Raw genomic sequence first — 25,733 nt, forward strand, 5'->3', positions numbered from 1 at the left:
CTCACTGGCCCCTGGTCAGCTGGGCGAGCGCGACGCGCGCAACGCCTGCCCCGGGGCCGCGGCCTCCGGCGAAGGTCTCGAGCGCGTATTCGACCGTGACATTGCCGGTGATCCGGTCGTGATCGGGTGTCACGCTGGTGCAGTCGAGCCCGTCGCAGAGCTCGTATTCGCGGCCAACGGCAACGAAGGTCGGGGCGGCCGTGACCTTGAAGGCGCGAAACAGGCGCGGGTCGATTGCGAGGTGAGCTTCCTCGCCCTCGTGGGTCACAACACGCTTCAGCCCATCGGCAAAGGCCTTGGTGCTCCCGCCCGGAAAGCCGCGGAACACCACCACCCCGCCCGCCTTGGTCGTGTCGGCGATCAGCCGGGTGAGCGAGGCCTCGGGCATCGACAGACTGGCAAAGACGATGAACATCGGCCCCTCGCCCATCGGCGTCCTGGTATTGGCGGCGGCCCCGCTCAGAAGTTCATCGAAGTCGACTGCGCCGCCTGGACCCTTGGGAAGATCGGCCGGATTGATGCGGCCGACGGCGGCGAGGCCCTCCTCGCGCAGCTGCTCGGCTTCACCGCGGTGGGCCTCGCCCTTGCCTGCAACGGCATCGACCAGGGTCTGCGCATCGGCCGTCGCTTCGGTCTCGCGCGCTTTCACGGCCTTCAGGTCGAGGCCCCCGACATCTTGGGCGATGGTCTGGGCGAGCGCGGCCGAGACCGCAGTCAGGGCGAGGAAGCCTGCAAGTCCAAGGAGGCGGGATTTGAGCGGGAGCCGCGCGAAGGTCATGGGTGTTCTCACAGCATGCAGCAGTTGCGCTTGCGCCAGACGAGGTAGCCAAAGTCCTCGCCCTTGACGGGGTAGCCCTTGCCGGTCTGGGGGATGATGGTGGCCGCACCCACCGGCGCGCAGGCGTAGCGCCCCTTCACCATCGAGATCGGGTTGGTCATCTGCAGCCGGTATTGCTGCTTCCTCATCACCGGCATCAGGTACTTGTGGCACAGCGCCTTGGACCCCATGGTTCCCCAGGCCAGCGCCTCGCGGTGCATCTTGTAGAGCATCCGTTCGGCGACGAGCCGCGAGGCCTGGATCGGGGTGACGTGGGCCGAGACATGGCCATTCAAGGGATACATCCCGCCGTTGCAGCCCGCGCACCAGAACATCTGGTCGATCGGAAGCTTCGCGGTTGCTGCAACGCAGTCGGCCGCGCAGGCCGCAGTCGCGATTCCGTTGGCAAAGAGCGCCACCTCGGGGTTGATGATCGAGGTCAGCGCGGAATCCTGCCACAGCGGGTCGATCTCGGTCACATAGGCGACGTCGAAGGTGGTCTGCTCGAAACAGAGGAAATCGGTCAGGATCTCCATCCAGTAGAGCAGCGGATAGACGTAGTAGTGTGACTGCCACTGCGAGGAGTTTTGGGTCTTGCCGCCGATCTGGCTGCGCCCCTGGACATGGCCCTCGCCGATGTCGAAACCGGGGTTGAGCCGGATCCCGCCGAGATTGGGAAAACACCACGACTTGTTGGTGACATCGACGAGCCGCACCGGCTCCCAGAAACCCACCGAGATGCCGATGCGCGGGATCGGCGAGCCGCAGGCGCACAGGGGGAATGAGGGGTTTTTGGGATCGGGGCGCGAGCCCTTCCAGATCGAGAGTCCGCCGATCGAGAGCGGGAACAGGCACGACCAGCAGACATCGGTGATCGGATTGATGAACTTGCCGTGGCAGGTGACCGTGTCGGCCCGCGCTGGGCTGGTTCCGGCAAAGGCGAGCGCGAGCGCGCCGAGCAGCGCCATGAATCTCGCGGGAACCCGCATCATGGCTGCACCTCCCGCCCAAAGGCATCGTCGGCGCGCGCCTTGGCGCGGAAATAGACGAACCCGTGGAGCATCGCCGCGACCGTCAGCAGCAGCGCGGGAAGCGCAGCCCAAGGGCCCAGCAGCGTCTTCAACGCTGGGAGCAGCAGCACGGCGAGCGCCAGCGACCAGCACAGCGCCATCCAGAGCCGGCGCATGCGCCGCAACGTTCTTGTTTCGGGCGCGGCCATCGGGGTCTTGAAGAAAGTGATGTGCGGATGGGTCATGAGATCTTGCCTCCGCTTGGCGTCGCCGGTTGGTGCGGCAACGGCACCTCGCTGATCTTGAGGCTCGAGCCGGTTGCGCTCACCACGGCGGGGGTGTGGCGGATGCCGAACTTCGCGGTGAGCGTGCCGCCCTGGTCGAAGTAGAAGCGGCGCTGCCACGGCTTCATCGCGTCGAAGGGCGATCCCGCGACGAACACGATCTTGGCCGCCGTGTCGCTCCAGGTCCGCAGGGCCCATTGCAGCTCGGCCGCATTGTCGCCGTCGACGAAGACCAGCGCCTGGCGCAGCTGGACCATATCGAGCGGATTGACCCGGGTGCCGCGCGCGGCGATCAGATTGCCCTTGGCGTCGACGATATCGTCCTCGGTCACTATCGAGGGATCGAACAGCCACTCGCGCTTCACGCTCGCCGGAGTCATGCCATCGACCCGCTTGGGCCGCCGCACACTCGCCACCGCCTGTTCCTGCATCTCGCGCTGCAGCCGCTCGATCCCGCCGCTTGCCTCCAGCGTCCTGAGCCTGGTCTCGATCGTCGTGAGCAGATCAGCCTCGATGATCGGGAAAGTCTGGCCCATCTGGCCATAGTCGGCGGCCCTCACCGCCGAGATCAGCGGCCAGCCTATCAGCAGTGCGGCACCGCCCGTGGCGGACAGAAGAGCCAACCGGCTCACAGCACCGAGTCCCCAGTGCCGATGATGCGTGCCAAACAGACGAAGCCGATATCGGCGTAACGGCTATCAAGCCCGTCCTTGTGCTCAGTCCCGACATAGTAGCAGTGCTCAGGGATCCGCCCGGTCGGTCCGGGGGCAAGCCTCTCGCCGCGCGAACTCACGGGCTTCAGCCGTGCGACCTCGGCGCCGTTGATCCGCACCACGCCGTTCTCGCGGGTGACCATGTCACCCGGCATGCCGTAGACGCGCTTCGCAAAGGGCGGCGAGACCGAGCCGAAATGCGCGGTGATGAGCGGAGTCTGCGGCGGGGCGAAGACCACGAAGTCCCCGCGCACCGGGCGGCGGTGCTTGTCGATCCAGAACGCCCAATTGGGGAGCGACTGCGTGGTGTTGATGAGGATCGCATGGTCGTCGCGCCAGCTCGCCAGCGAGGAGCTGGCCGCCAGCGTCGCGGCAAGCGCGCCGATCACCAGCCAGCGCCGGGCGTGCGGGGATCGGGGAGTGAGCGGCTCAGTTGACGGGAGCACTGCCCTGTCCTCCCAAGGCAGCGCCCGGCATGGGGGCCGCTGCTTGCGGGGTCCCCTGCCCGTTCATCGCTGCGCGCATTGCGCCCATGACCTCGCCCGCCGAAGGATTGGCAGGCTGCGGCATCTTGACCTTCGTGTAGACTTCGCGGCGCACATCGGCGGTGATGTCGGGAACATTGCCGGCCAGCACGGCCTCGCCCACCAGCACGATCTGGCCCGCGGCGCCGCGGCGCTCGAGGTTCTTCTGGACCTCGCCCATGAACGCGCGCGTCTCGGTGGTGACCTGCTCGGGCGGGGTGGCCGAGCGGGCCTGAGCCTGAATATATTCCCCGACAATGCCTGAAAGCTGGACCTTGGCGATGGCGGGCCGGTCCCCTGCCCCCAGAACGTTCTTGGTGACCCAGGCGCCCCAAAGTCCTGCGGCAACCAGCGCGCCGACCAGGGCCACGGGGACGAGTCCGATCCGGGCGCGGGGCGCAGACGGGGGCGTGCTTACCTCAGCCTCGAACAGCGGGCCGGCAGTGGAGCTGGTCGCTGTAGCCGCGGACATGCGGGGGCTTTTAGCCATGATAGTTCTCCCTGGAATGTGAGGTTCCCGCGGTCCGCCGCGTGAGCAGCGAGTGGCGGCGAAAGTAGCCGACCGCGGCGAAGAGCCCGGCGCTGGTCAGCCAGAAGACATGGGCGAAGCGGTCCTGGCGCTCGGCGCTGGCAGCGACATAGCGCGAGGCAAAGTTCTCGAGCTGGAGCACGGTCCCGCCAAAGCTGAAATTGCCGAGCGCCACGAAGAACAGCAGCCAAAGCGCTGCGACGCAGCCCAGCGTGACTGCGAGCCAACCGGCAAAGCGCAGGCCATGGTAGCAGGCATCGGCTAGGCGCATGGGCCGGCGACGAGGGGCAAGGAGCGCGATCATTCGGCGGCCTCGGCAAGTTCGCCGTCCGCAAAGTCGGGGGCACCGGGCTGCGGCGGAACAAAGTCGGGAAAGGCCACCCGCTCGATCGCATCGGGGAGCGGCAGGCCGGCGCGCACCTTCTCCTCGATCTCGGAGAAGACCCGGGGGCTCGATGAGTAGAGCGTTGCCGAATATGGATCGAGCACGAGCCGGCCGACCGCGAGCGTCTCCGGTCCCTTGATCAGGACGTCGGAATACTCGGTGCCATTGCGCTTGAGCGAGCGCAGCAGGCTCTCGGTGTAGTGGTCCATCTCGAAGCGCTGGTGCTTGGCGAGATCATTGATCGTCTCCTCCTTCTGCTGGAGGACGATCGACCAGTCCGAGTTCTCGAGCGCCGCGAGCGAGCCTTCGGACTTGTAGAAGTCATTGAGGGACTGGGTCGCGGTGATGAGCGAGCCGCCATACTTGCGGCATGTCCGGGCGTAGGTCTCGATCGCCTGACCCATCTGCCCGCCGCCGAGCAGCTGCCAGGCCTCGTCGATCATCGTCAGCTTCGGCACCGAACGGTCGAGATCGCGCATGACCCTCAATGTCAGGAACATGAGCGCGGTGAGCGCGACCGAGCGCAGCTCGGGCTTCGAAGAGAGGTCCGAAAGCTCGAACACGGTGAGGCCCGCCGAGAGATCGATCGAGCAGGAACCCTCAAAAAAACGGCCATAGGTGCCGCCCTTGAGGAACGGCGACATCGCATCGGCGAGATCGCCGGCAAAGGGCGATGGGAGCGCGCGCAGCGCCGCCGCAACGTCGTCGATGCTGCCCGCGCGCTGCTTTTCACGCCAGACGCTGCTCACCGCGGAATCGATCAGGCCCCGCTCGGTGTCGGACAGGCGGTCCTGCTGGCGCGCCATCTGCCCGACGATCGACTTGAGCATGGCGAGGCATTCGACCTCGTAGTCCTCGCCGTCCTCGTCCGAGGACAGCGCCTCGCCATCGATCATGTCGAACGGGTTCAATGAGAACCCCGAGGAGAGCTTGAACTCGACGAAGGCGCCGCCGAAGGCCTTGGCCATGTGCTCGAACGAGCGCCCGTCGTCGATCACGATGACCTTGGCGCCGGCGCCCGACATTGCCGCGCATACGTCCTGCAGGAAGACCGACTTGCCCGAGCCGGATTTTCCGAACACCGCGACATTGTGGTTGCCGGCCGCGTTCTGGAACGGCGACCAGAAGAAGGGCTGGCCGCGCCGTCCGATCAGCAGCACGTGCGGAATGTGCCCGCCGGTATGCTCGCCCTGCAGCGGCGCGATCGAGGCGGCCGTCGTCGTCAGCATGGTCTTGAAGCGCTTCATGCGCCTCAGATCCGCCGACAGGCCGTTGGGGAACGAGAGCGGCATGGCGGCAAGCAGCCCCATGACCTGGAGGTAGCGCTCGTCGATGAGGTCCCAGCCAGAGGCCTTGTAGACCGACTTCACCATGCGCTCGTTGACGTCGCCCTTGCCGAGCGGCGAGAGCGCGCCAACCCCGTAATAGACCTGCGCGAGTTTGCGGCCCTGGCGCATTTCGGCTTGGACGTACTGCCATTCATCGCGCTGCTCGGAGAGCTGGGGCAGGAACCGGGCCGAGCGGCTGTCGGCCAGGCTGGTCGTGCGCATGACCTTGAGCCCGGCGCGCGACTGAGCGGCCTCTTCGTCCTGGAAGACCAGGCCAAGCACGGTCATGACGTTGCAGCCGAAGCGCAGTTTGTCGTTGATGACGTCGCCGATGATCTTCTGGACGTCCCAGGGCGCCCACTGCTTGGGCAGATTGCGGACCGAGAAGAAGCGCCAGTCGAACTTGTCGGGGACCACCTCGCCGATCACCGGCGCGCCGTCCTGGCTTTCTCCTGTGGCACGAAACCGCTCGGTCTGCAGCACGATGCGATCCGGCGTGACCTGGGTCTCGAGATCGCGGCGCACGCACTGGATGTTGATCGGGTCGAGCTCGGAATAGTGTTCGGGCCGGTCGGCGTTGTCGACCGCGGGGCAGAGGAAATCGTCGAGAAAGGCGATCAGTTCGACCGGTCCGACGTCGCGCGCAGGGATCGACAGCGCCTGAAGCGTGCCGTGGAGGCTCTCGCGAACCGAGCCGAGTGCATCGGCCCCAATGGGGCCGCTGAGCCGTGCGCCAACGGAGAGGATCACGCGGGTATTGCGCAGGTAGAAAGGCGCATCGCGCGATATCGACATCCACGCCGCCCGGCGCAGCCAGCGCGCGCGGTGGGTGGCCGCTCGGCCGTAGACGCCCTTGGCGACGACGCGCGGCATGACCCAGTCGGCGATGCGTTCCCCGACCGATGGACTTTGCCAGTGGATGAGCTGGATCTCGCAGCCGGGCGGCACGGCGTCGGAAAGGAACTGGGTCAGGATCTCGCCGCTGCGCTCATCCGCCCCCATCATCGGCGCGAGTTCGAGGATGAACCCCACTGATTCCGTGTTGATGAACATCCGGCTCTTCTTGTCGTAGCTGCGATAGGGCAGCCAGTTCGACAGCATCGGCGCGCCGAGAACGGGCCGTGTCGCCTCGGGATGCGCGCTTTCGCCGAACACCATGTCGAGGAACCGGTCCCAAAAGCCCCGCGAAGCCATCGGTCCTACTCCTCAACCTTGGCGCTGAAAGCCGCCGGCGCGTTGACCGGCGTCGTGGCGGCGGCGGGTTTGACCGCATCGACAGGTGCCGCAATATGTGCCGCGCCTTGTGCCGCGTTTGGTGCAAGGGCCGCCACCGGCGCCACTGCTGCGGGCGACTTCGCGGTCTGAGCAAGCCGGCTTTGTACCTCGGCGCGGATCGCGTCGATCGCGCTGCCTGCCTTCAGCGCTGCACCCTTGGCGCGCGCCGCTGCAACGGCTTCGGGGCTTGGTGGCCTAGCCGGTGCCGGTTTGACCTCTGGTGCGGGCGACAGGTCGCTCGGCAGGGTCTCTGCATCCGGCAAGGGCGGCGGGGTGAAAGCAGCGCTGGCAAGGCTCGCCGTGCGGCCCTCGATCTGGTCGATCGCCGTGGGTTCGCTGCCTGAGAGCTGCATCCAGGCCCCGTCATCGACCACCGCATGGACGATCCGCGGCTCATGGAGATTGCCGCCGCCATCGACGAACGATGGGAACACCACGCGGAGCACCCGGCGCTCGCGGTGGGCCATGCCGCCCTGCGCCGGCGTGATGCGCCCCGATCCGGTCGGGACATAGGCGGCGGCGGTAGTCCGCGCAGCGGTGGGCGAACGCATATAGGGTCCTGCGGGCGTCATCGGCCGCGCGTTCTGGATCACCGACAGGGCCTGGTCGTCGATCACCGTTGAGGGCGCGCAGGTGCCGTTGGGTGCGCTGCAGGCGAAGCTTCCCTTGATGTTGCCGCCGAACAGGCTGGTGCAGGCCGCGAGCTGGGTTGCGGCGAGACCGAGCGCAGCAAGAGATGCCGCCCGCGTGAGGCCGCCTGCCTGGCGCCGCTCGGCGAGCTTGCCGAGGCGCAGGGCGAGGCGCCAGAAGGCAAGGCCCGCTTCGAGGCTGAGGTTGGTTTCGCCAAGCGCCGCGTACCCGTGCGAAACCTGCCAGGACCGGCGGCGTAAGCGCTCGAGATCCCGCGCGGCGACAAGCCGGCCCTCGGCATTGGCGAAGCTCGCGGCGACCTCGTGCCACAGCGCAATCACATCGGCCAGGTCGATCGCGACTGGCGGCAGCGAGACTTGCCCACGCGACTTGCGCGTCACTGCGCGGCCCAGACCGGCAAGCTGCCCCGGCGTCAGCGCGGTCACGAGCGGGCGCCCTTCAGCCACTGCTCGAGGACCTCGCGCGGGCGGAAGCCTTCGATCACCGCCCCGTCCGAGCGGACGATCACCGGCGTGCCGGCCAGACCCTGCTCGCGGGCGAAACGCTCATTGGCATCGAGCGGCGAGGTGTCGCAGGCGCGGGTGTCTGTGATCGGGGCGCCGGCATAGGCAGCCTTGACCGCCTTGCGCCGGTCGCGCGCACAGAACACCTGATTGGCAAGGTCGCGGCTGCCGAGCACCGAGATCGGCCGCTCGATCACCCGCACGTTCATGGTCTCGAGAACCCCCGACAGCGCCCGGCAATAGCCGCAGCGAAAATCGCTGAAGACGGTGACGGTCGGGCCCGAGCTTGCTCCCCAGACAATGCCGCCCGCCTCGGGCAGTGCGGCGAGCGACATCATCCGGGGGGCACCGCTCGCCGATGGCGTATTCACGCCCCGACGCGGGGTCTCGACTTCTTGGGCTTCCTGTCGGCTGCCCGCAGCCCCGCCAACCAGCAGGTCGGGGTTGACCTCGAGCAGCCGCACGGCGGTCAGGTCCTGACGGGTCTGCATGTCATAGACCCGCCCGATCAGAAGATAGCGCGCGGTCCTGTCGACGTAGAACAGCTGCGATCCGGCCGTGACCTCGCAGACCCCGTCAACCACCTGGCAATTGACCCGGCTCACCTGCGTACGCGGCAAGCGCTCCTTGAGCGCCGCGGCCACCGCAAGATCGGTTTCCGATGAGGCGTTTGGCGCATTGGCATTGGCATTCGCCCAGACCAGCGAGCCCCCGCTGCCAAGCGCGATCGCCGCGAGCGGCATCGCGAGTTTGCGAAGGGCGCTGGGCCCCAAATTCAGGGATTTCAAGCTCAGTGACTTCAGCTTCATGGCACCCTCCTCATCCGTTGATGAACACGCCCTCGAGGAACACGATTTCGACATCGATCCCGGTCGGCATCTCGATCACGGGCTGGTACTGTTCGGCCCGCTCGATCAGGTATTTGGAAACGGTGTCGGCCGAGGTCGCGACGCCTTCGCCAAGCCCGCCCTGGAGGATCTCTCCGGGCCCGAGCTTCTGGCGCTGGCCGTTCACATTGACGTTGGTGCCCTGAAGGATCGAATTGGTGTTGGCCGAGAACCCGCGCCCGAACCCGCCAGCGAGCCCGGCGAGGAATGCCTGGCCGATGAGCGAGCCTTCGCGGCTGACCACGCGCCCCCTCACCCCGGTCTTGCCGCCGAAGGCGATGAAGCCCTTCACGTCCGAGACCGCGTAGCGGCCGTTTGGCTGCGGGCAGGTCATCCGCTGCAGCTTGACGTAGACCTTCTCGGAAGAGAGGTCGCCGCGCGCCGCGCCATTGACCAGGCATCCGGCGATGTTGGTGGTGAGCAGACGCCCATTGTCATAGACCGAGCGCGCCGGGCCGGTGATGCGCAGCACCACAGGAAGCGGGTCGGTCTGGCTCTGCACGCCGGCGGCGGCATCGACCCCGACGATGACCTTGGCGACCGCGATCGAGTTCGGCGGAAGGTAGTTGGCACTGTCGGTATAGACCGTGTTGCCCTTCGGCACCGGGCTGCCGGTCCCGCTCCCGCCTTCGCCAAACGAGACGAGGCTGACCTCGCTGCCCCGACCGCTTGGCAGGCCCGCAGCGGCCGCCGCGGCTTGCCCCGCCGGGGTCGTCTGCGCGCTCTGGTAGCTAGGCGAGCTGGTGCGGCCATACATGGCGTTGGGCCCGATCGGGGTCGCGCCAGGTCCGACGATTGGCTGTCCCATGACCGGCGACTGCCGCGCTGCCGCGAGCGCGGCTTTGAGCTGCTCGTTCTCGCTCTGATAGGCGGAAAGCACCCGCTCGGTGTCCGGCGAGACCCCGGCACCTTGCGCCTGGCTTTGCGCCATTTGCGCTTCGAGCTGGTCGGCGCGCTGCGCGCGGGCGGCGAGCGCGCGCATGTTGTTGTCCATCGCCATCATCTGGGCCTCGGACTGGGCGCGCCACTCCTTCTCGGCCATGTTCTTGTTGACCATCTCGTCGACCGAGACCTCGCCGACTTCCTTTTTGACATGTGCGTCGCTGCTCTTGGCGCCGCCTGAAAAGATGTAGGTCGAGCCGATCAGCAGCGCGGCGAGGCCGCCTGCGCCGAGTAGCAGCATCTGCTTCTTCTTGACCGCCTCGTTGGCCTGAATCGCATCGCCGAGCGGCGAGGCATCGCTGCCTTCGGTGTCGCCGGCAGGCCCATCGAGCGTCTTGGGGCCTTTGCGGAAGGGGTTCTTCCAATCCATCAGCGGCCTCCATTCGACTGGATGAGGTAGACGGCGGCAGCTTGCCCTGGTGCGAGCTCGCTGACCGGGGTCATGAAGGCGACCGCGCCCTTGGCGGCGAGCATGTTCTCGTCGAGCGGCAGCGCGCCGCGACCGGTGTTGCGCACGCGCAGGACCAGGCCCTTGAGGTCGGCGCCGCGGTATTCACCGACCTGCTGGACCTCGAGCTTGCCGACCGTCACCGGCTCGAGCACGTCCTGGCGCACCTCGAAGCCTTCGATGGTCTCGCTGCGGTACATCGCCTGCGCGAGGCGCACCGCGCTGTCCTCGGGCGAACTTCGCACTTCCCAGTCGCGTGCGGCTTCGGCCTTGATCGCGGTATTGGTGACGAAGACCTGCTCGGCGTCATTCCCGCGAACCTGGCAAACAAACTTGTAGACGTAGCCCTTGCGGGTGGTGCCGAAGAACGAGAGGTTGGGCTTCACAAAGCCGTCGGGGACCGAGAGATAGATGTCGCCGCGCATCGGCTCGTTGACGATCTTGAAGTCCTCGGCCGGGTTGCCCGTGCTGATCTTCGAGACCGAGGCAAACTGATCGCCGGCCAGGCTGATGCGGGTGAGGTCCTTGGCCGAGGCGATGCAGGCGACCGTGCCGTTGTCGGCGGCAGGAATGCTTTGATCGGCCATGGCGGGAGCAGCAAGGCACAGCGTGCCTAGGCAGATAAGCGCCGCGCCGACCGGTCGCCCCGTGATCGCATAGGGCCTGCCGGCGAGCACTGCGCCCACCCCAATCGCGCCCCATCCAAGCTGGGCCATCACCCCTCTCCTCCATCGCTCTTGTTGCTGGTCTTGCCGCCGTCAGAACCGGCGCCGTCCTTGGTGACGCGCCCGAACCCGGCGAGCTTGAGGCTGACGCCCGAGTAGCTCCACACGAAGCGGAAGGTCCGCGCCTCGGCGGTCACTTCCTTGGAGCCGACGACAGTGTGGAGGACGCCATTGACCTCACTGGTCAGGGCATCGGGATCGACGCTCAGCTGCTCGATGGTAAAATACTGCGAGACGCTCGAGCCGTTCTGCTCATTGAACACCTTCATGAGCTCGGCCTTCATCCGGCCGTGCGTCCTGGGATCGGTGATCGCCAGGATCGAATCCATCCAGTACTGGAGGTTTGACGGCGAGCGGTTGAGCGTGAGCAGCGCGGCATCGCGCGTCACGAGCTCGAGATAATCCTTGTCGACATGGCTGGAAGAAAGCGTCAGCGGCTTTGCCAGCACCGGCTGCAGCACGACCTCGCGGTCGCGGTGAGCCGCGGTCAGTGTCAGCAGCACGCTCAGGCCGAACAGCCCGGTTGCCGTGATCGCCAGGAGGTTGCGCTGCTTCAGCAGCCGCTGCGCCTGGCCGTGGGAAATCGAGAGATCCATGTCAGCCCGCCATCAGTCGAAGATGGGAGGGCGGCGTCGCCTTGAGGCCCATGAAGGCACCCGGAAGGTACCAGTAGGCCGAATGAATGATCCACGAGACGGCGCGTCCCGCCTTCAACTTGCGCAATCCCCACCAGGCCAGCACGCTTGCTGAAATCCCGATCAGAATATGTTGAGACAGGATCCCCCATGCGAACGGAATGATCATCGCGAGGAACTCATCGAGCGTCCAAAAGCCGATGAGTTCCGGATCATCGAGATGCGCGGGAACCGTATAGCGATTCATAATGGCGACACCGCCCTCCAGTTTGTCCGGCCAGTCCTCGTTTCGAATGCGAGGCCGGAGGGGGGACCGCTTGGGTCAGATCGTTGCGGTTACCGCGGCGGTGACGATCGGCACGCCAGTCCCGGCGCCGACACCGACGCCGACCGGAATGGCGACCTGCGCCAGGCTGAAGCGGCCCGAGGCGAGACCGACGATGCCGCCGGCCAGGCTCAGCACGGTGATGATCTTGCCGCCCGAACCTTCGAGGAAGCCCGTGAAGGCGGTAAGCGCCGTGTTGAAGGTCGCGTCAGCGCCGGCCATCGCGACCTCGCTGCCGAAGACAGCGGCGACGGCGACGACCGCCGCGCCCTGGAGCAGGGTCTGCCCCTTCCCGTGTGTGTTGAGTTTCATCTCTCGTCCTTTTTCCAAAAGCCGCGTCATTCACGGCCTTCAGAATGAACAGAGGTGCGCTGATGGGAGCAATTAACAGGACGTTGAAGCTCACCGGCGAATCGGAAGATTTCTCGAAACGGCAATTGGAGGCAGACTTTGTTTCCCTATTGGGGAAATGGAATTCCTTTTGCGGGAACTGCGTTTTCCGTTTCGGGAAACGTTTTTGACCAACCGGGAATTCGGTTTCCCGCTGGAGGACACGGCGCGCGCGACTCGCTGTGAAATGACCGGATTCGCCAAATTTACAATTTCAGACCATTATGCGGAGCGTCAGATGTCCTGGATGATCCGCCTATGGCCGCAGGTAACCGCAATGTCCGGATCCACTTGAGCCAGCAGTGCTTCGACCTGCTGGCCGAAGCCATGTGCGCCTATTCCAAGCGGACCGGGCGCTTCCAGACGATGCGCATGACGGTGCAAAGGGCCTGCGAACGCCTTAAATCCCACGGGATTTCCAAGGAAGAGCTGGACCTGTTCCTCAGCGAGTATGAGGTCGACGGCGACGTTGTCGTATGGATTGAGGTCTCGCCAAAGTGGTCGACCAACTACGATGCGCTGCGCGACAAGGTAAAGATGATCGCGGATAAACAGGGGGTTGATAAGATCCTCGTCCCGCTCGCCGTCTACCTCGCCGAACGCCACAATCTGATCTAGGTAGAGCTCCGGAGCAAAGTTACGCGCTGCTTAAGACTCTTGACAGATTATGCCATCCCATAGACGTTTTGCCTTGGGAGGGATGGAAAATGCCTCACAGGAACTTGACGCCTGAGACCGTCTTCAAGCCGAGCACTGATCCCGAGACGGAACCGGTGTTTCTCTTTGCCAATCCGAACCCGGGACCTGGGGAACAGGACCAATACAAGCAGTTGATCAACGCCGAGCTCTCACGGCAGGGTATTCCGCCCGCGCATCTGGCGGACCGGATGCGGATACCTCGACCTAGGCTGCACAAGATCCTCAAGAAGACCAATCCGCTTCCGGAAGGCCTGCGCGACCGGATTTTCAACGAACTCGGGATGGATCACGTTCGGGCCAAGATCAGCGTTGCCCTGCTGCACGATCCTGACGCCTACGCCAACCAGGCCGTGTTCCTCGCCGCCGAGAGCCTCAAGAGTTTCTATCTCGAGGTCATGACTTGCCGGCGCGGCTCGATCGAGGTCGACCTGCGGCCAGCTATCATCCATGAGGCCGCCCGCAGGGCTTATGATCTGCTGCTCTCGCACCAGGAGCGGGTCATGCAGAACGACCAAACTTTGCAGGCCTGATGGGCAACATAGCGCCTGAGACCGTTCTGGCGTGGCAGAAGCTATACAGCGCTGTCGCACTGCTCGCAGCGATCTGCTCGGCCTGTGCGGCGCTCAAGACGTGCTATGACGTTCGAACGGGTGTGCTCAGGCCCCCGCAGAAGTCGGTAGCGGGATGGCTCTTCTGGTTGCCGCGCGTGTGGTTGCACTTCCAGTTAGCTTACTTTCTGGGGTTTCCGAGCATTCTGGCGATCGCAGTCTTGTATGCGCACTATATCGGGTTTGCCGCATTCGTGCCGTCGTAGGTTATGAGGGATACCTCGCGGTAGCCTGATGCTCGTACTGCGATGTTGGCCGCCATAGCCCGCGCGGCAACGGTCGAATTTGAGCTCCCAAGCTTCGTGAGGCGCACCCAGTTGGTTGTGATCGCCCGCACGTAATTACGGGTCTCCGGGATTGCAGGAATGCTGCCCAGCGCGAGTGAACGACGTTCGGGCCCTGCATTGTACGCGGCCAAGGCCAGATCGACGCGTCCAAAGCGATCAAGCTGCTGACGAAGGTAGCGTGCCCCTGCCCTCATATTGGCCAGCGCATCCCAAGGGTTCCTTAGCTCCAGATTTCTCGCTGTTGCCGGCATGACCTGCATCATGCCCATCGCACCCGCCCCACTTAGTGCCCAAGCCTTGTATCCCGATTCCTGAGCAATGACCGCGTCCAAAAGGCTTTCAGGAAGCCCGCTTTCGCAAGCTATCGCGGACATTGCTGCAAAATAGGCTACTCGGCGGTTCTCCACCTCAGGCGACAACCACCAGGTCGGGCGATACCCATTTTGCAGGCACGATGACGAGGTGGAAGGCGCCAGGATTGCCAGATGGTTCGTTTCGAAAAGTCCTGACGGGTCGTTTCCGCCAATAGCGTGGGTTCTCTCACTAATGCGGCGCGCATCGGGCGCCGGCTCAACCAAACCCTCAAAATGGGTGCTTAGCGCGAATCCGACCGCCCCCTGCTCATTGCTGGCAGTAACGGAAAACGGAGAAAAATGGACAAGATCAACTTCTCTAGCTTTCGCGGCCGAAACGCACATCATTGCGGCAACAACGATCAAACTACAGTTGGATGAAATCACGACGCACCCTTTCAAGGTAGCGTGCGGATCTGATCGGGACTGCGCATGATTAGAAAATCAAATATGGAAAGCAGAGTCAATCTCTGCGTAAACCCATCAGGCGAGCCAAGCCGCCGCCCAAAGACAGATAGGTCGCCCTGCCTCAGGATGAACCGAATTATGACACGCAAATAGTAACTCTACGCGTCGCCTCATCTATCAATGCCTTGCATAGATTCTCGTCCCGCCGCCACCGAAGGCGATGACGTTATATTGAGGGCATAGCGTGGAAGGTACGCTAAACAACGCTAAGGGAGAACAACCGAGGAACGCTTAGGCGGCGCGGCTGTCCGGCGGAAGATTGAGGGCCTTGCGGCCAGCGGAAGCGGCGGCTCGATCCCAGAGGAAATCGCCGGAAAAGGCAATATGCTCCCAGCCAACCGGCGACGTATGGACAAGCAGATCATCGGGGACCGGGGCCGCTGCCGATCGCAGATGCTGGGCGGCGTCGGCCATGTAGATCGTGTTCCAATAGACGATCGCCGCGATGACTAGGTTGAGGCCTGATGCCCGATATTGTTGAGCTTCATGGCTGCGGTCGATGATGCGGCCCTGGCGGAAGGTGTAGATCGCTTGCGTCAGGGCATGGCGCTGCTCGCTGTTGTTAAGGCCGGCATGGCATCGCCGGCGCAGATCGGGATTTTCAAGCCAGTCCAGCATGAACAGGGTCCGTTCGATCTTGCCGATCTCCTGTAGTGCGACGTCGAGCTGGTTCTGCCGTTCGTAGGCGGCGAGCTTTCGCAGCATGACCGACGGCGCGACGTGGCCAGCCTTGATCGACCCCACGAGGCGCAGCACGTCGTCCCATTGTTCATTGATGATGTCGGTGCGGATACGCTTGCCCAACAACGGGGCGATGGACGGATAGGCCGAAACCGGCGCGATCGGCGCAAGCCGCCTGTCCGGAAAGTCGCGCAGGCGCGGGCAGAAGCGAAATCCCAGCATCGCGCACAGGGCGAAGACATGATCGGTCGCTCCGCCGGTGTCGGTGTAATGCTCGACGATCCTGAGATCGGTGCCATGGCTGATGAGGCCGTCGAGGACATAGGGCGCTTCATGCGTGGCGGCCGAGATCACATTGACGTGGTAGGGCCCGCGCTGATCGGAAACATGGGTGTAGAAGCTGAAGCCATGATCGACGCCATAGCGGGCGTTGATGTCGCCGCCCGATGCGCCGCGCTTCGCGCCCCTGAAGAACTGACCATCGGAACTGGACGTTGTGCCGTCGCCCCATACCCGCGAGAATGGCAGGCGGTGGTGCGCGTTGATGAGGACGGCGAGCGCCGCGCGGTAGCTCTCGTCGCGGATATAGGCGTCATGGGTCCATAGGAGTTGATCGCGCGTGACGCCCTGGCTCGCGGCGGCCATGCGCGACAGGCCGAGATTGGTGGCGTCGGCGAGGATCGTGGCGAGCAGCGCATTTTCATTGGGACATAGCTCGCCGGTGCGCAGGTTGGTGAACGCCGAAAGAAAGCCAGTTTCCTGCGCCACCTCATGTAGCAGTTCGGTGATACGGATGCGTGGCATCATCGCATCGAGCCGGTCGGCCAGGGCTTCGGCGTCGGGCGTTGCGATCGTGCGAACGGGGGATATCTGGAGGCGGCCGTCGCGGTATCGCACACCCTCCAGAGCGTCGCGCTTCAGGCTCCGGGCGAATTTCTTCAGCCGCCAGTCCAGTTCGCGGCCCCGCTGTTCGAGCCATTCGCCGGCTGTGGGTGGCAGACCAAGAGCCGACACGATCGGCTTGGCCTTCGGTTCGCTTAGCAGGTAGCTGTCGAACTGGCGGTATCCCGTCGATCGTTCCACCCAGACATCACCGGAGCGCAGCTTGTTGCGCAGATGCGCGATAGTCGCGATTTCCCAGAGCCGCCGATTGATCTTGCCGTCATCGCCCATGACGATTTTCTGCCATTCCTTGCGGAAGGGCATCGGAGCGTCGGCAGGCAGATCGCGCTTGCCCGACCTATTGAGGTCGCGCAGCATCTCGATAGCGGCAATCGTTTTCGCGCTGCCCTTTCCGGCCCTGAACTGCAGCGCTTCAAGCAGATCAGGGGCGAACTTGCGCAACGTCGCATAGCGGTCGGCCGCGACCCTCAGCGGATCAAGATTGGCGGTTTCCGCGATCGTCGCCACTTCCGGTCTGGCCTTCAGGAGGGTGTGCCATCCTACTGAGGCATCCAGGACCTCCATAGGATCTTCGCCAGTATCGACTGCATCGGTGAGCGCGTCGATCGTCCTGCGGAAGATCAGCATCAGCCGGGCCACGTTCTTCGACGTGGCGGCATAGCTGCGCGCCTGGGCGTTCTTCGCGCGGGTGAAGATGCCGCCGATCAGCTTGTCCGCCATCTCCAGGGCGCTGTCCGTCAGCCGTTCTTCAAGATCGAGCAGGAAGGCAACGAGCGTGGCGCGTCGCCGGGAGGGAATATAGCGCTCGATCATATAGGCAGGCGACGCACGGCCTTCCCTGACATATTGCCGAAATCGGTCCGCGTGGATGCGGCCCGCGACGTCGGGGGAAATGCCGATCTTCCGCACCTGCCTCAGACGGTCGAGGATCTGGCGGACGTGATCGGGCTTGGCCGCGACGGGGATGGTCTTAAGCAAGGCGAGATGGCTCATGCCGCCGGCGGCGTCGAAGAGCTGATCGAGGGCCTGGACCTGTTCGGCGCTGAGATCGGCGATCAGGGCGTGGGCGGCCTGCTTGCGCGCGCGGGCACGTCCCGCGCTGCTGGCGCGTTCGATGGTGGAGATGGACGGCAGCAAAATCCGGGCCTCGCGCAGGGCGGTGACCACGCCCATCGCAATCGTCATCCCCTTGTCGGTCGCCCATGCCGTTCTCGCGGCCGCCTCGACCATGAAGGGAATATCGGCGCGGGTTGGCCCCCGAAGCCCCAAACGCGCCGCCAGCTCACGGGCATGATCCGTCATTGTCTGATCCCGCGCCGCATAGTTGGCCAGCTCGGTTACGTGCAGACCAAGTTGCTCCGCGACGAAAGCGGCGAGATCATGGGGTATTGCTCCCCTGTCCTGTATCAACTGCGCAAGCGTGATGCCCGGGTGCCGCAGGAGCGCGAGTTGCAGCGCCACGCCCAACTGGTTCCGTCGCTCCCGTCGCGCGCCGATGATCTCGATATCGGAAGGCTCGAAGGTATAGAGCCGGGCCAAATGGTCGCGATCGGTCGGGATGGCGAGTATCTGATCGCGTTCGCTCTCGGTCAGGAGTTGATGCTTGCGCTTCGTCATGCCGTTTCCTGTCCACAAAAGGTCATCTGGGCCTATGGACAGCGAGGAGTAAAGAGACATAGTATGTGGACGGATATGGGTGGGGCGCAGCGGCTGCCCTCCATAGCGTCCACAGAACGACCGTTTGGGAGACGTGCGGCATGGGTGATATTCTGGGCTATGCCCGCGTCAGCACCGGCGATCAGGACGTTGCGGGCCAGACCATGCGTCTGGAGAAGGCTGGCGCCATCAAAATCTTCACCGATGTCATTTCAGGTAAGAGCATGGAACGGCCCGGTCTGGCTGAGCTAATCGCCTATGCCCGCAAGGGTGACACGCTGGCGGTGGTCCGCCTCGATCGGCTTGGGCGCTCGCTTGCCGAACTTCTCACCACGGTTGAGACGCTACGCGGTCAGGGCATCGCGCTCCTGAGCCTTGAAGAAAAGATCGACACTTCGTCAGCTGCCGGCGAGCTCATCTTCCATGTGTTTGGGGCCATCGCCCATTTTGAGCGACGGCTGATTTCTGAGCGAACCAGAGATGGTATTGCCGCCGCCCGTGCTAAGGGCAAACAGCCTGGCCGTCAGCCGCTGGACATGTCCAAAGTGGATGCGGCCATCAAGCTGGTCGAAGCTCGTATCTCGCCTACCGAAGCAGCGCGGCAACTCGGCATCGGCCGATCGACCATTTATCGCGAAATGCGTAGGATGGGAATCGAACGGCCCGCCTGATTAAGCGCCCGTCCGTTCGCATCGAGCGTTCGCCATGCGTTCTCGCTTAGCGTTGTTTAGCGTACTTTCCACGCTATGCCCTCCGCTTCGATCACGGCCGCAATCATTCCAGCATCGGCGCCACTCGCGATCTTCACCGCAACGCCGTCGATCTCCAGTTCCATGGCCGTCGCCGCTTGCCGCGTCGCGCCGGAGTTGGAGAAGCGGCAGGTGCCGGTGGAACGGTCGGTTCGATCAGTGCTGGCACAAACGTTTCGGAGACCGGCTCTGCCGCTAACGGCGCCAATCTGTGGTCCACCAACTGCCGATGCAAGTTCTTGCGCCAGGCGCAAATCTGCGACGGATCCAACCCATGGCGACGCGCCACAGCACTCACCCCCACACGCACAAGGTGGGTGTGAGACACCGCTCTTACGATGCAAAAGCCGACGAACACGAGATCACCCGCATCAAATACCATGTAACATGCAGCCGCCAGAGAAGATGATATACAATCCGTTATCATCTCCCAGACTCGACGGTTATCAGTTCACCCCCATCGCCAACGCCTTTTGGAGCGCAACAAACTGCGTTGTCAGAGCCATGCGAGCCTGGACCAGGAGATCTTCTGCCGCCAATTGCTCATTTTCGGCGGCCAGAGCCACGAGCGCGGAAGATCGCCCCACGCGCCAGGATTGCTGGACAAGGTCATTGCTGTGAACGGCTGATAGGCCATTGCGCGCCTGCATCGCAAACATCTTGCGGGCTTCGCCGAACCGGTTGAGCGAGCCCTCCGCATCCTGGAGGGCGGCGAGCACCGTGGCGCGATACCCTGCTGCAGCCTCATCGCGACCGGCGACAGCCTGATCCACACCTGCCCGCCCGCGCCCGAAGTCGGCCAGATTCCACTGGATCGTCGGGCCCGCGACCGACCAGAGATTGTCCGCACTCGTGATATCGCCCTTCAGCGCGCCGCCAAGACCGACTACGCCGGCAAGGCTGACCCTGGGCATCCGGGCAGCTTCCGCCACGCCGATACCGGCGTTTGCGGCGTGAAGACGTTGCGCGGCTGCCCTGATGTCGGGACGCCGTGCAAGCATGGCCGCAGGATCGCCTACCGCCACCTCGACCGGAGGAAGCGGAACCGTGCCGGGCCCATCGAGCATGGTGTCGAGCGCACCCGGTGCCTCTCCCGCCAGCACGGCGATCGCGTCCTTGTGATCGTTCACTTCCGCTTCCAGGGCAGCAACCGTCTGTCGCCTGGCCTCCACGCCGCGGTCGGTCTGCTCGCGCTCGATACGCGACACCTTGCCCGCCCCTTCGAGCTGCGCGGTGAGATCGGCGATCTTCTGCTGGTTGGTGAGCAAATAGCGGGCAATCTCCAGACGCTGCCGGCTTGCGCGCAGCGCGATATATTGGCGCGCGATCTCTGCAGTCAGAGTGAGACGCGTATCGTCCGCATCGGCTTGCGCCGCGCCGAATTGCGCGCGCGTCGCCTCGATGTTCCGTCGCGCGCCGCCGAAGAGATCAATCTCCCACAGCGCGTCGAACCCCGCGAGGAACAGCGACGAGGATTTGGCCTCTCCGCCCGTCACCAACCCCGGTGCCTGGATATTCCCCGCACCGGCCCCGGCGCCGACAACCGGCGCCAGGGCCGCGCGCGCGCCGCGCATCTGGGATCGCGCCTGTCGGACGCGCGCTTCGGCCACCTCGATGGACGGGTTCGAAGACAGCGCGCGTGTGATCAGCTGATCGAGAAGCGGGTCGTTCAAGGTCCGCCACCATGGCGTCAATTGCGGCGGTACCGGCATCGCGGCCTGATCGGCGCGCACGAAGGTCTTGCTCATCGAAGCCGGCGGCGGCGGTGCCCCATGGAAATTCGGCCCCATCATGCATCCACCGAGCATCGGTATCAGCAGGAGCGGCGGGACAAGAGGAAGCACACGCATTGGCAGAATCTCCGGTTCGGATCGCCTCGGCACAAGCCCGCTGGACAGCCATCGGCGAATCGCTTACTAGCGCACTTAACGGTCGTTCAACAAGTGAGCTTTTCTGATGTCCGATATGCGATCCCAACTGCTCGACACAGCCGCCCGCCTGTTCGCGGAGCGCGGCTATAAGGCCGTGTCGATGCGGGACATCGCCAAGCTGGTCGGCGTGACGCAGGCCAACCTCTATTACCATTTCCGGGACAAGGCCGACCTGATCGAGGCCACGCTTGCCTCGGTGTTCGAGGCCCGCGCCCAGGAGCTGGATGCGTGGCTGGCCCGGCATCCCTCGAACCAGATCGAAGCCTTCGTTCGATGGTTCGTCCAGATGCTCATGACCGACCGGATCTTCGCCCGTCTGCTTTATCGGGAATTGCTGGACGGGGACGAAGCCCGCATCGCCGCCCTTTCGCGCACAGTGCTCCAAAAGCCGTTTCATTCCATCGTCGCGGCAGTGCGGAAAGGCAGGTTGGACGTGCCCGCCAGGGAAGTCGCGCTGTCGCTAGTCGGCTTCGCCCTGGGGCAAGTACTGGTTCTGCCTCTAGCGCCCGGGCTGACCGGAGAAAGCGAGACAGCCGACACAGTGGATCGGGTGGTGGCGCGGTTCCTAGCCCTGATCCAACCCGCGACGGTGGAGGCCTGACATGGGCCGCGATTTCCCGCCGATGAAGGCGCTTGCCCTGTCACTCCCATTGCTGCTCGCAGGTTGCGGCAGCGGACACGAAGCGTCGCAATCGGCGGAACCTCCGGCGGTCGATCTTCCGGTGACGACCGCTTCTCCGGCGGCATCGATGGACGGCGCCACGGCAAGCGGCACCGTCGAAGCCGATGACCGGGCACAACTCGTCGCTCGCGCTTCGGGTACGATCCGTGCGGCAGGTCTCTACGATGGCCAGCCTGTCAGGCGCGGACAGATCCTGGCGACCATAGACGCCCGGCAAGCCGAGGCCGCGGTTCGCCGCGCACGCGCCGGGCTGGATGCGGCTCTCGCCGAGCAGCATGACGCACGTGGCGACGTCGCGCGCGATGCACCACTCGCCCAGAGCGGGGCCCTCGCAACGGATGCCTATCGCAAGGAGCAGCTCCGCAACGACGCGGCGGTGGCCGGAGTCGCCCAAGCACAGGCGGCGCTCGCCACAGCGCAAGCGGATCGCAGCTATACCTCCATCGTCAGCCCGATCGACGGTGTCGTCGTCTCCCGGCAGATTCACGACGGCGACATGGTGATGCCCGGTTCGCCGCTGGTGACCGTGGAAAGCCGGGGTCGACTATTGTTCCGCTTTGCCGCTCCCCAGGCGAGCCTCGGGCTATTCGCGCCCGGCTCGACGGTTCCGGTGCTGCTCGACGGGCGAGAGGATCGCCCCGTGACCGGCCGGGTCCGGGGCGTCGTCCCCTCGGCCGATCCCGCGACGCGGCGCTATACAGTTGAGGTCGTCCTTCCCGCCGATAGCGGGATCATGCCAGGCATGTTCGGACGTGTCCGGCTTCCTTCGGTGGGCGACCAGGGCAATAGCGGAAGCGCTGTTTCCGTCCCTGCCGCCGCGGTCGCCGATCGCGGCGGGCTGACCGGCGTGTTCGTGGTCGGCAAGGACCAGCGCGTCACCTTCCGATGGGTGCGGCTGGGCGACCCTGTTGGTGATCGTGTCGTCGTGACCTCCGGCCTCTCGACAGGCGAGCGCATCCTGGCCCGCGTCGACCCGACTGTCCGAGACGGCGCGCGCCTTGCCGACGGAGCGGCGCGATGACAGAAGCCCCGCTCAATCTCGCGGGCCGCCTCGCAAAGACGTTCATCACTTCCAAGCTGACCATCGTCTTCCTGCTCGCCTCGCTGCTGCTGGGAACGCTGGCCGTAGCGCTGACCCCGCGCGAGGAAAATCCCCAAATCGTGGTACCGGGCGCGATGGTGACAGTGGCGCTGCCTGGCGCGACTGCCGAGGAGGTGGACCGGCTGGTGGTCGCTCCACTCGAAGGCGTGCTCAGCGAAATGACCGGCGTCGATCACAGCTATGGCGTGGCCCAGCCCGGCGTCGGCATGGTGCAGGTCCAGTTCAAGGTCGGCCAGCCGCCCGAAGATTCGCTGGTCAAGCTTTACAACCGGGTGATCGCCAACCGTGGCCGGCTTCCAGCGGACGCGGGTATCCCGTTGATCCAGGCCGTCGACGCCGACGACGTGCCCATCGTCACCGTGACGCTCGCTTCCCCCACCTATGACGATTACGGGCTCAAGCGACTGGCGGATTCGGTGGCCGAACGGCTTCGGAGCACGCCAGGCGTCTCGGTGGTGTCCGTCTATGGTGGCCGCAACCGCGAGATTGATGTCGCCTTCGATCCGGTCCGGCTCCAAGCCTTCTCGATATCGCTCGCCGAAGCGCGTGGAGCGTTGGCCGCCTCCGATGTAGGCCTTAACCTGTCGGGACCGGTGGAGGCGGGCAAACTCGAACGACTACGCTATGCCGGCGAACTGGGATCGGCGGCAGCGGTTCGTGACTTGGTGATCGGCGTGCGCAACGGCCGCACGATCAAGATCGGCGATGTCGCCACGGTGTCGGACGGCCCGCGCGACGAGATCATGCATCTCAGCCGCTTCGCCTTCGCGGCTGGCGACCCTCGCGCCAAGCTGGGCGAAGGCGAAATGCCCGCGGTCACCATCGCCGTGGCGAAGAAAAAGGGTGAGAATGCCGTCACCGTGTCCGAAGCCGTGGCCAACCGAGTCGAACGGATGCAGGCGAGCTTCATCCCCCGCGCGGTCCATGTCGTCACCACCCGGGACGACGGCCAGAAAGCCGACGAGGCCGTCGACGGGCTGATGGAGCATCTGGCGATCGCGCTCATCACCGTCAGCTTCATCATGCTGCTGTTCCTCGGCTGGCGCGAGGCGCTGATCGTTTCGGTGACGGTGCCCGTCATCTTCTCGATCACCCTTGGCGCCGATCTGCTTGGCGGGGTGACGATCAACCGCATCACTCTGTTCGCGCTGATCCTGGCGCTGGGCTTGCTGGTCGATGCGTCGATCGTCGTCATCGAGAACATCCACCGCCATTATCATGGCCACTCTACGGCCGCGAAGGAGGACGTGACCGTCCTCGCCACCAACGAAATCGGCGGCGCCACCAATCTCGCGACCTTTGCCGTGATGCTGGTGTTCGCGGCGCTGCTGCTCGTGACCGGCATGGCTGGCGATTATTTCTACCCCATCGCCTACAATGTCCCGATCGCGATGCTCGCCTCCATCGTCGTCGCCTATATCGTCACCCCATGGGCGGCGAACCGCTGGGTCAAGCGACCGGCTCCGACCGGCGGCATATTGGATGATGGAAGCGAGGCAGAATCAGAGGCAAACACCCATGAGGAGCGCAAGCCCGACAAGTTGCGGGACGTCTATCTCTGGCTGATCAAGCCGTTGCAGGAGCGTTCGAGCGCGCGCCGGGCCCTGATGATCGGTGCAATCCTCGCTCTGCTCCTATCGGCGGCGCAAGGCGGTTGGCAGTTCATCCGCCCATCCGGCGTGGGCGGGCCAGTGCCCCCGCTCGGCGTCGCCATGGGCTTTCTGCCCAAGGACAACAAGAACACCTTCAACATCGTCATCACCATGGTCGAAGCCAGCCCGGTCGAAAACACGGCCAGGATGGTCCATGAGATCGACGGACTTCTTGCCGCTGATCCGCTGGTGACGAACTATCAGAACTGGATCGGACAGGCCGGCGTCCCGGATTTCAATGGGCTGATGCAGGGCAGCTCGCTTCGAACGGGCGAGAATGTCGCCGAAATCCGCGTCAACCTTGTGGACAAGCAACATCGTTCGGAAAGTTCGATCATGCTTGTTCGCGAGTTGCGCACGAAGGTCGATGCCATCCGTGCCCGTTATCCGGGCGCCCAGGTGAGGCTGGTCGAAGATCCGCCGGGGCCGCCTGTGCGCGCCACGGTATTGGCGGAGTTACACGGCGAGGATCTGGTAGGCCTGCGTCGACTGGCTAAACAGGTCGAAGCCGAGTTTGCCAAGACCTACGACATGGTCGATATCTCAAACAGCGAGCCCACCGACGTGGCGCAATGGCGCTTCGTGCCAGACCGTGAAAAAGCGGCACTTTCCGGCGTATCGGCCGCGGATATCGCTAATGTCCTGGGCCTCGTCTACGATGGTCAGGTAGTCGGGCGCGCGCATATCGATCCTGAGCGCAATCCCGTTCCGATCCGGGCCTATGTGCCGCGAGCAGAGCAGCCTGCGCCGTCCCAACTCGAGGGTCTCTATGTGACCGGTCGGGAGGGACGTCAGATTCCGTTGGCCGAACTCGTCCGACGCACTCCGACCGAGGCCGACAAGCCGATCCAGCGTAAGGACAATGAGCGCGTGATCTTCATCGGGGGAGAACTCTCGCACAGCGTGCCGGTCTATGCCGTGCTCGATCTTAACCGCCGCTTGTCCAGGATGCACGCGCCCGACGGCCAGCCACTCGCCATCGGTAATCTCAGCCTCAGCGAGGCCGCGCCTGATATCATCAACGGCTACCAACTTCTTTGGAATGGTGAAATGCGCATGACGCTCGATATCTACCGCGACATGCTGATGGCGCTCGGCGCTGCGCTGACCGCAGTCTATTTCCTGCTCGTCGCCTATTACAAGTCGTTCCTCATTCCGCTGATCGCGATGTCCGCTGTGCCACTCGGGATCATTGGTATCTTTCCGGGGCACTGGCTGCTGGGTACCGACTTCTCCGCGACCTCGATCGTCGGCATCATCGCACTCTCCGGCGTGGTGATCCGTAACTCGCTGCTCATTATCGACTTCATTCAGGACAACCAGAAGCATGGCATGCCTCTCGCGGAGGCTGCCCGCATGGCCGGCGCCGTGCGCCTGCGCCCGATCCTGCTGACTACGCTTGCCATTGTGCTGGGCTCGGCCATCATGCTTCCCGACCCCGTGTTCGGCGGCCTCGCCATCTCGCTTATCTTCGGTACGCTTGCCTCGACCGCGCTCACCATCTTTGTCGTACCCCTTCTTTACGAGAGGTTCTTGCGGATATGAAGCGCCCCGGATCTTCGATGGCGCGTCGTCACCGGCAAATCCGGCA

The 25,733-nt window shown here is 64.5% G+C and carries 24 protein-coding genes; 6 read left to right on the forward strand and 18 right to left on the reverse strand.

Annotated elements, in window-relative coordinates:
- Position 1 precedes the first annotated feature (1 nt).
- From trbC to OLX02_RS17500, 15 genes are all read right to left on the reverse strand, one after another.
- Positions 2 to 778: a type-F conjugative transfer system pilin assembly protein TrbC gene (gene trbC / locus OLX02_RS17430; RefSeq protein WP_264424873.1), complete on the reverse strand. Its 777-nt coding sequence runs from the start codon at positions 776 to 778 to the stop codon at positions 2 to 4.
- Positions 779 to 786: 8 nt separating this feature from the next.
- The gene (gene traU / locus OLX02_RS17435) at positions 787 to 1,806 is read right to left on the reverse strand and encodes a conjugal transfer pilus assembly protein TraU (protein ID WP_413630390.1); all 1,020 of its coding nucleotides are present in this window, start codon (positions 1,804 to 1,806) and stop codon (positions 787 to 789) included.
- Positions 1,806 to 2,072: a hypothetical protein gene (locus OLX02_RS17440; protein ID WP_264424877.1), complete on the reverse strand. Its 267-nt coding sequence runs from the start codon at positions 2,070 to 2,072 to the stop codon at positions 1,806 to 1,808. The genes traU and OLX02_RS17440 overlap by 1 nt, the downstream gene beginning before the upstream one ends.
- The gene (gene traW / locus OLX02_RS17445) at positions 2,069 to 2,743 is read right to left on the reverse strand and encodes a type-F conjugative transfer system protein TraW (protein ID WP_264424880.1); all 675 of its coding nucleotides are present in this window, start codon (positions 2,741 to 2,743) and stop codon (positions 2,069 to 2,071) included. Before traW ends, OLX02_RS17440 begins: the two co-directional genes overlap by 4 nt.
- Positions 2,740 to 3,213: a S26 family signal peptidase gene (locus OLX02_RS17450; protein WP_124810742.1), complete on the reverse strand. Its 474-nt coding sequence runs from the start codon at positions 3,211 to 3,213 to the stop codon at positions 2,740 to 2,742. The genes traW and OLX02_RS17450 overlap by 4 nt, the downstream gene beginning before the upstream one ends.
- 40 nt (positions 3,214 to 3,253) lie before the next feature.
- Entirely contained in the window at positions 3,254 to 3,838 is a 585-nt protein-coding gene (locus tag OLX02_RS17455; RefSeq protein WP_264424882.1) for a type-F conjugative transfer system protein TrbI, read from the reverse strand.
- Positions 3,831 to 4,181, reverse strand: coding sequence for a hypothetical protein (locus OLX02_RS17460; RefSeq protein ID WP_264424884.1), 351 nt, complete (start codon positions 4,179 to 4,181; stop codon positions 3,831 to 3,833). The genes OLX02_RS17455 and OLX02_RS17460 overlap by 8 nt, the downstream gene beginning before the upstream one ends.
- A complete protein-coding gene (traC, locus tag OLX02_RS17465) occupies positions 4,178 to 6,784 on the reverse strand; it encodes a type IV secretion system protein TraC (protein WP_264424886.1) in 2,607 nt (868 codons plus the stop codon). The genes OLX02_RS17460 and traC overlap by 4 nt, the downstream gene beginning before the upstream one ends.
- Before the next feature lie 5 nt (positions 6,785 to 6,789).
- Positions 6,790 to 7,962, reverse strand: coding sequence for a hypothetical protein (locus tag OLX02_RS17470; protein WP_264424888.1), 1,173 nt, complete (start codon positions 7,960 to 7,962; stop codon positions 6,790 to 6,792).
- Positions 7,938 to 8,828, reverse strand: coding sequence for a DsbC family protein (locus OLX02_RS17475; protein ID WP_264424889.1), 891 nt, complete (start codon positions 8,826 to 8,828; stop codon positions 7,938 to 7,940). Before OLX02_RS17475 ends, OLX02_RS17470 begins: the two co-directional genes overlap by 25 nt.
- 10 nt (positions 8,829 to 8,838) lie before the next feature.
- A complete protein-coding gene (locus OLX02_RS17480) occupies positions 8,839 to 10,218 on the reverse strand; it encodes a TraB/VirB10 family protein (protein WP_264424891.1) in 1,380 nt (459 codons plus the stop codon).
- A complete protein-coding gene (locus OLX02_RS17485) occupies positions 10,218 to 11,012 on the reverse strand; it encodes a type-F conjugative transfer system secretin TraK (protein WP_264424893.1) in 795 nt (264 codons plus the stop codon). Before OLX02_RS17485 ends, OLX02_RS17480 begins: the two co-directional genes overlap by 1 nt.
- Positions 11,012 to 11,617 carry a type IV conjugative transfer system protein TraE gene (locus tag OLX02_RS17490; RefSeq protein ID WP_264424895.1) on the reverse strand — a complete coding sequence of 202 codons (606 nt, stop codon included), beginning with the start codon at positions 11,615 to 11,617 and terminating at the stop codon, positions 11,012 to 11,014. Before OLX02_RS17490 ends, OLX02_RS17485 begins: the two co-directional genes overlap by 1 nt.
- Before the next feature lies 1 nt (position 11,618).
- Positions 11,619 to 11,903 (reverse strand): type IV conjugative transfer system protein TraL, encoded by a 285-nt coding sequence (gene traL, locus OLX02_RS17495; RefSeq protein ID WP_022674957.1) that lies wholly within the window; start codon positions 11,901 to 11,903, stop codon positions 11,619 to 11,621.
- 75 nt (positions 11,904 to 11,978) lie between these two features.
- Complete coding sequence (locus tag OLX02_RS17500) at positions 11,979 to 12,293, reverse strand: hypothetical protein (RefSeq protein ID WP_264424898.1); 315 nt, start codon at positions 12,291 to 12,293, stop codon at positions 11,979 to 11,981.
- Between the two features lie 336 nt (positions 12,294 to 12,629).
- On the opposite strand from OLX02_RS17500, the gene OLX02_RS17505 reads away from it, so the two are divergent.
- Both OLX02_RS17505 and OLX02_RS17510 read left to right on the forward strand, forming a co-directional pair.
- The gene (locus OLX02_RS17505) at positions 12,630 to 12,989 is read left to right on the forward strand and encodes a hypothetical protein (RefSeq protein ID WP_264424900.1); all 360 of its coding nucleotides are present in this window, start codon (positions 12,630 to 12,632) and stop codon (positions 12,987 to 12,989) included.
- 104 nt (positions 12,990 to 13,093) lie between these two features.
- Positions 13,094 to 13,600, forward strand: a complete 507-nt coding sequence (locus tag OLX02_RS17510) for a hypothetical protein (protein ID WP_264424902.1) — start codon at positions 13,094 to 13,096, stop codon at positions 13,598 to 13,600.
- Between the two features lie 250 nt (positions 13,601 to 13,850).
- On the opposite strand, the gene OLX02_RS17515 is transcribed toward OLX02_RS17510, so the two are convergent.
- Both OLX02_RS17515 and OLX02_RS17520 read right to left on the reverse strand, forming a co-directional pair.
- The gene (locus OLX02_RS17515) at positions 13,851 to 14,705 is read right to left on the reverse strand and encodes a lytic transglycosylase domain-containing protein (RefSeq protein WP_264424904.1); all 855 of its coding nucleotides are present in this window, start codon (positions 14,703 to 14,705) and stop codon (positions 13,851 to 13,853) included.
- A gap of 312 nt (positions 14,706 to 15,017) precedes the next feature.
- Positions 15,018 to 17,987: a Tn3 family transposase gene (locus tag OLX02_RS17520; protein WP_053556553.1), complete on the reverse strand. Its 2,970-nt coding sequence runs from the start codon at positions 17,985 to 17,987 to the stop codon at positions 15,018 to 15,020.
- 140 nt (positions 17,988 to 18,127) lie between these two features.
- Here OLX02_RS17520 and OLX02_RS17525 point away from each other — a divergent pair, with 140 nt between their 5' ends.
- Positions 18,128 to 18,697, forward strand: a complete 570-nt coding sequence (locus OLX02_RS17525) for a recombinase family protein (RefSeq protein WP_011607925.1) — start codon at positions 18,128 to 18,130, stop codon at positions 18,695 to 18,697.
- Between the two features lie 524 nt (positions 18,698 to 19,221).
- Here OLX02_RS17525 and OLX02_RS17530 read toward each other — a convergent pair.
- Complete coding sequence (locus OLX02_RS17530; RefSeq protein ID WP_040110219.1) at positions 19,222 to 20,625, reverse strand: efflux transporter outer membrane subunit; 1,404 nt, start codon at positions 20,623 to 20,625, stop codon at positions 19,222 to 19,224.
- Between the two features lie 106 nt (positions 20,626 to 20,731).
- On the opposite strand from OLX02_RS17530, the gene OLX02_RS17535 reads away from it, so the two are divergent.
- The 3 genes from OLX02_RS17535 to OLX02_RS17545 are packed head-to-tail and all read left to right on the forward strand — an operon-like array spanning position 20,732 to position 25,687.
- On the forward strand, positions 20,732 to 21,307 hold the full coding sequence (locus OLX02_RS17535; protein ID WP_052209045.1) for a TetR/AcrR family transcriptional regulator: 576 nt from the start codon (positions 20,732 to 20,734) through the stop codon (positions 21,305 to 21,307).
- Position 21,308: 1 nt separating this feature from the next.
- On the forward strand, positions 21,309 to 22,409 hold the full coding sequence (locus OLX02_RS17540; RefSeq protein ID WP_052209044.1) for an efflux RND transporter periplasmic adaptor subunit: 1,101 nt from the start codon (positions 21,309 to 21,311) through the stop codon (positions 22,407 to 22,409).
- A complete protein-coding gene (locus OLX02_RS17545; RefSeq protein ID WP_040110218.1) occupies positions 22,406 to 25,687 on the forward strand; it encodes an efflux RND transporter permease subunit in 3,282 nt (1,093 codons plus the stop codon). The genes OLX02_RS17540 and OLX02_RS17545 overlap by 4 nt, the downstream gene beginning before the upstream one ends.
- Positions 25,688 to 25,733 lie beyond the last annotated feature (46 nt).

The sequence above is a fragment of the Novosphingobium sp. KCTC 2891 genome, from assembly GCF_025938155.1.
GTDB lineage: Bacteria > Pseudomonadota > Alphaproteobacteria > Sphingomonadales > Sphingomonadaceae > Novosphingobium.

Bases quoted from the DNA above. Each gene is read 5' to 3' on its own strand.
- trbC (WP_264424873.1), bottom strand. From the start codon at position 778: ATGACCTTCGCGCGGCTCCCGCTCAAATCCCGCCTCCTTGGACTTGCA.
- traU (WP_413630390.1), bottom strand. From the start codon at position 1,806: ATGCGGGTTCCCGCGAGATTCATGGCGCTGCTCGGCGCGCTCGCGCTC.
- OLX02_RS17440 (WP_264424877.1), bottom strand. From the start codon at position 2,072: ATGACCCATCCGCACATCACTTTCTTCAAGACCCCGATGGCCGCGCCC.
- OLX02_RS17455 (WP_264424882.1), bottom strand. From the start codon at position 3,838: ATGGCTAAAAGCCCCCGCATGTCCGCGGCTACAGCGACCAGCTCCACT.
- OLX02_RS17460 (WP_264424884.1), bottom strand. From the start codon at position 4,181: ATGATCGCGCTCCTTGCCCCTCGTCGCCGGCCCATGCGCCTAGCCGAT.
- traC (WP_264424886.1), bottom strand. From the start codon at position 6,784: ATGGCTTCGCGGGGCTTTTGGGACCGGTTCCTCGACATGGTGTTCGGC.
- OLX02_RS17475 (WP_264424889.1), bottom strand. From the start codon at position 8,828: ATGAAGCTGAAGTCACTGAGCTTGAAATCCCTGAATTTGGGGCCCAGC.
- OLX02_RS17480 (WP_264424891.1), bottom strand. From the start codon at position 10,218: ATGGATTGGAAGAACCCCTTCCGCAAAGGCCCCAAGACGCTCGATGGG.
- OLX02_RS17485 (WP_264424893.1), bottom strand. From the start codon at position 11,012: ATGGCCCAGCTTGGATGGGGCGCGATTGGGGTGGGCGCAGTGCTCGCC.
- OLX02_RS17490 (WP_264424895.1), bottom strand. From the start codon at position 11,617: ATGGATCTCTCGATTTCCCACGGCCAGGCGCAGCGGCTGCTGAAGCAG.
- traL (WP_022674957.1), bottom strand. From the start codon at position 11,903: ATGAATCGCTATACGGTTCCCGCGCATCTCGATGATCCGGAACTCATC.
- OLX02_RS17500 (WP_264424898.1), bottom strand. From the start codon at position 12,293: ATGAAACTCAACACACACGGGAAGGGGCAGACCCTGCTCCAGGGCGCG.
- OLX02_RS17505 (WP_264424900.1), top strand. From the start codon at position 12,630: ATGGCCGCAGGTAACCGCAATGTCCGGATCCACTTGAGCCAGCAGTGC.
- OLX02_RS17520 (WP_053556553.1), bottom strand. From the start codon at position 17,987: ATGACGAAGCGCAAGCATCAACTCCTGACCGAGAGCGAACGCGATCAG.
- OLX02_RS17525 (WP_011607925.1), top strand. From the start codon at position 18,128: ATGGGTGATATTCTGGGCTATGCCCGCGTCAGCACCGGCGATCAGGAC.
- OLX02_RS17530 (WP_040110219.1), bottom strand. From the start codon at position 20,625: ATGCGTGTGCTTCCTCTTGTCCCGCCGCTCCTGCTGATACCGATGCTC.
- OLX02_RS17535 (WP_052209045.1), top strand. From the start codon at position 20,732: ATGTCCGATATGCGATCCCAACTGCTCGACACAGCCGCCCGCCTGTTC.
- OLX02_RS17540 (WP_052209044.1), top strand. From the start codon at position 21,309: ATGGGCCGCGATTTCCCGCCGATGAAGGCGCTTGCCCTGTCACTCCCA.
- OLX02_RS17545 (WP_040110218.1), top strand. From the start codon at position 22,406: ATGACAGAAGCCCCGCTCAATCTCGCGGGCCGCCTCGCAAAGACGTTC.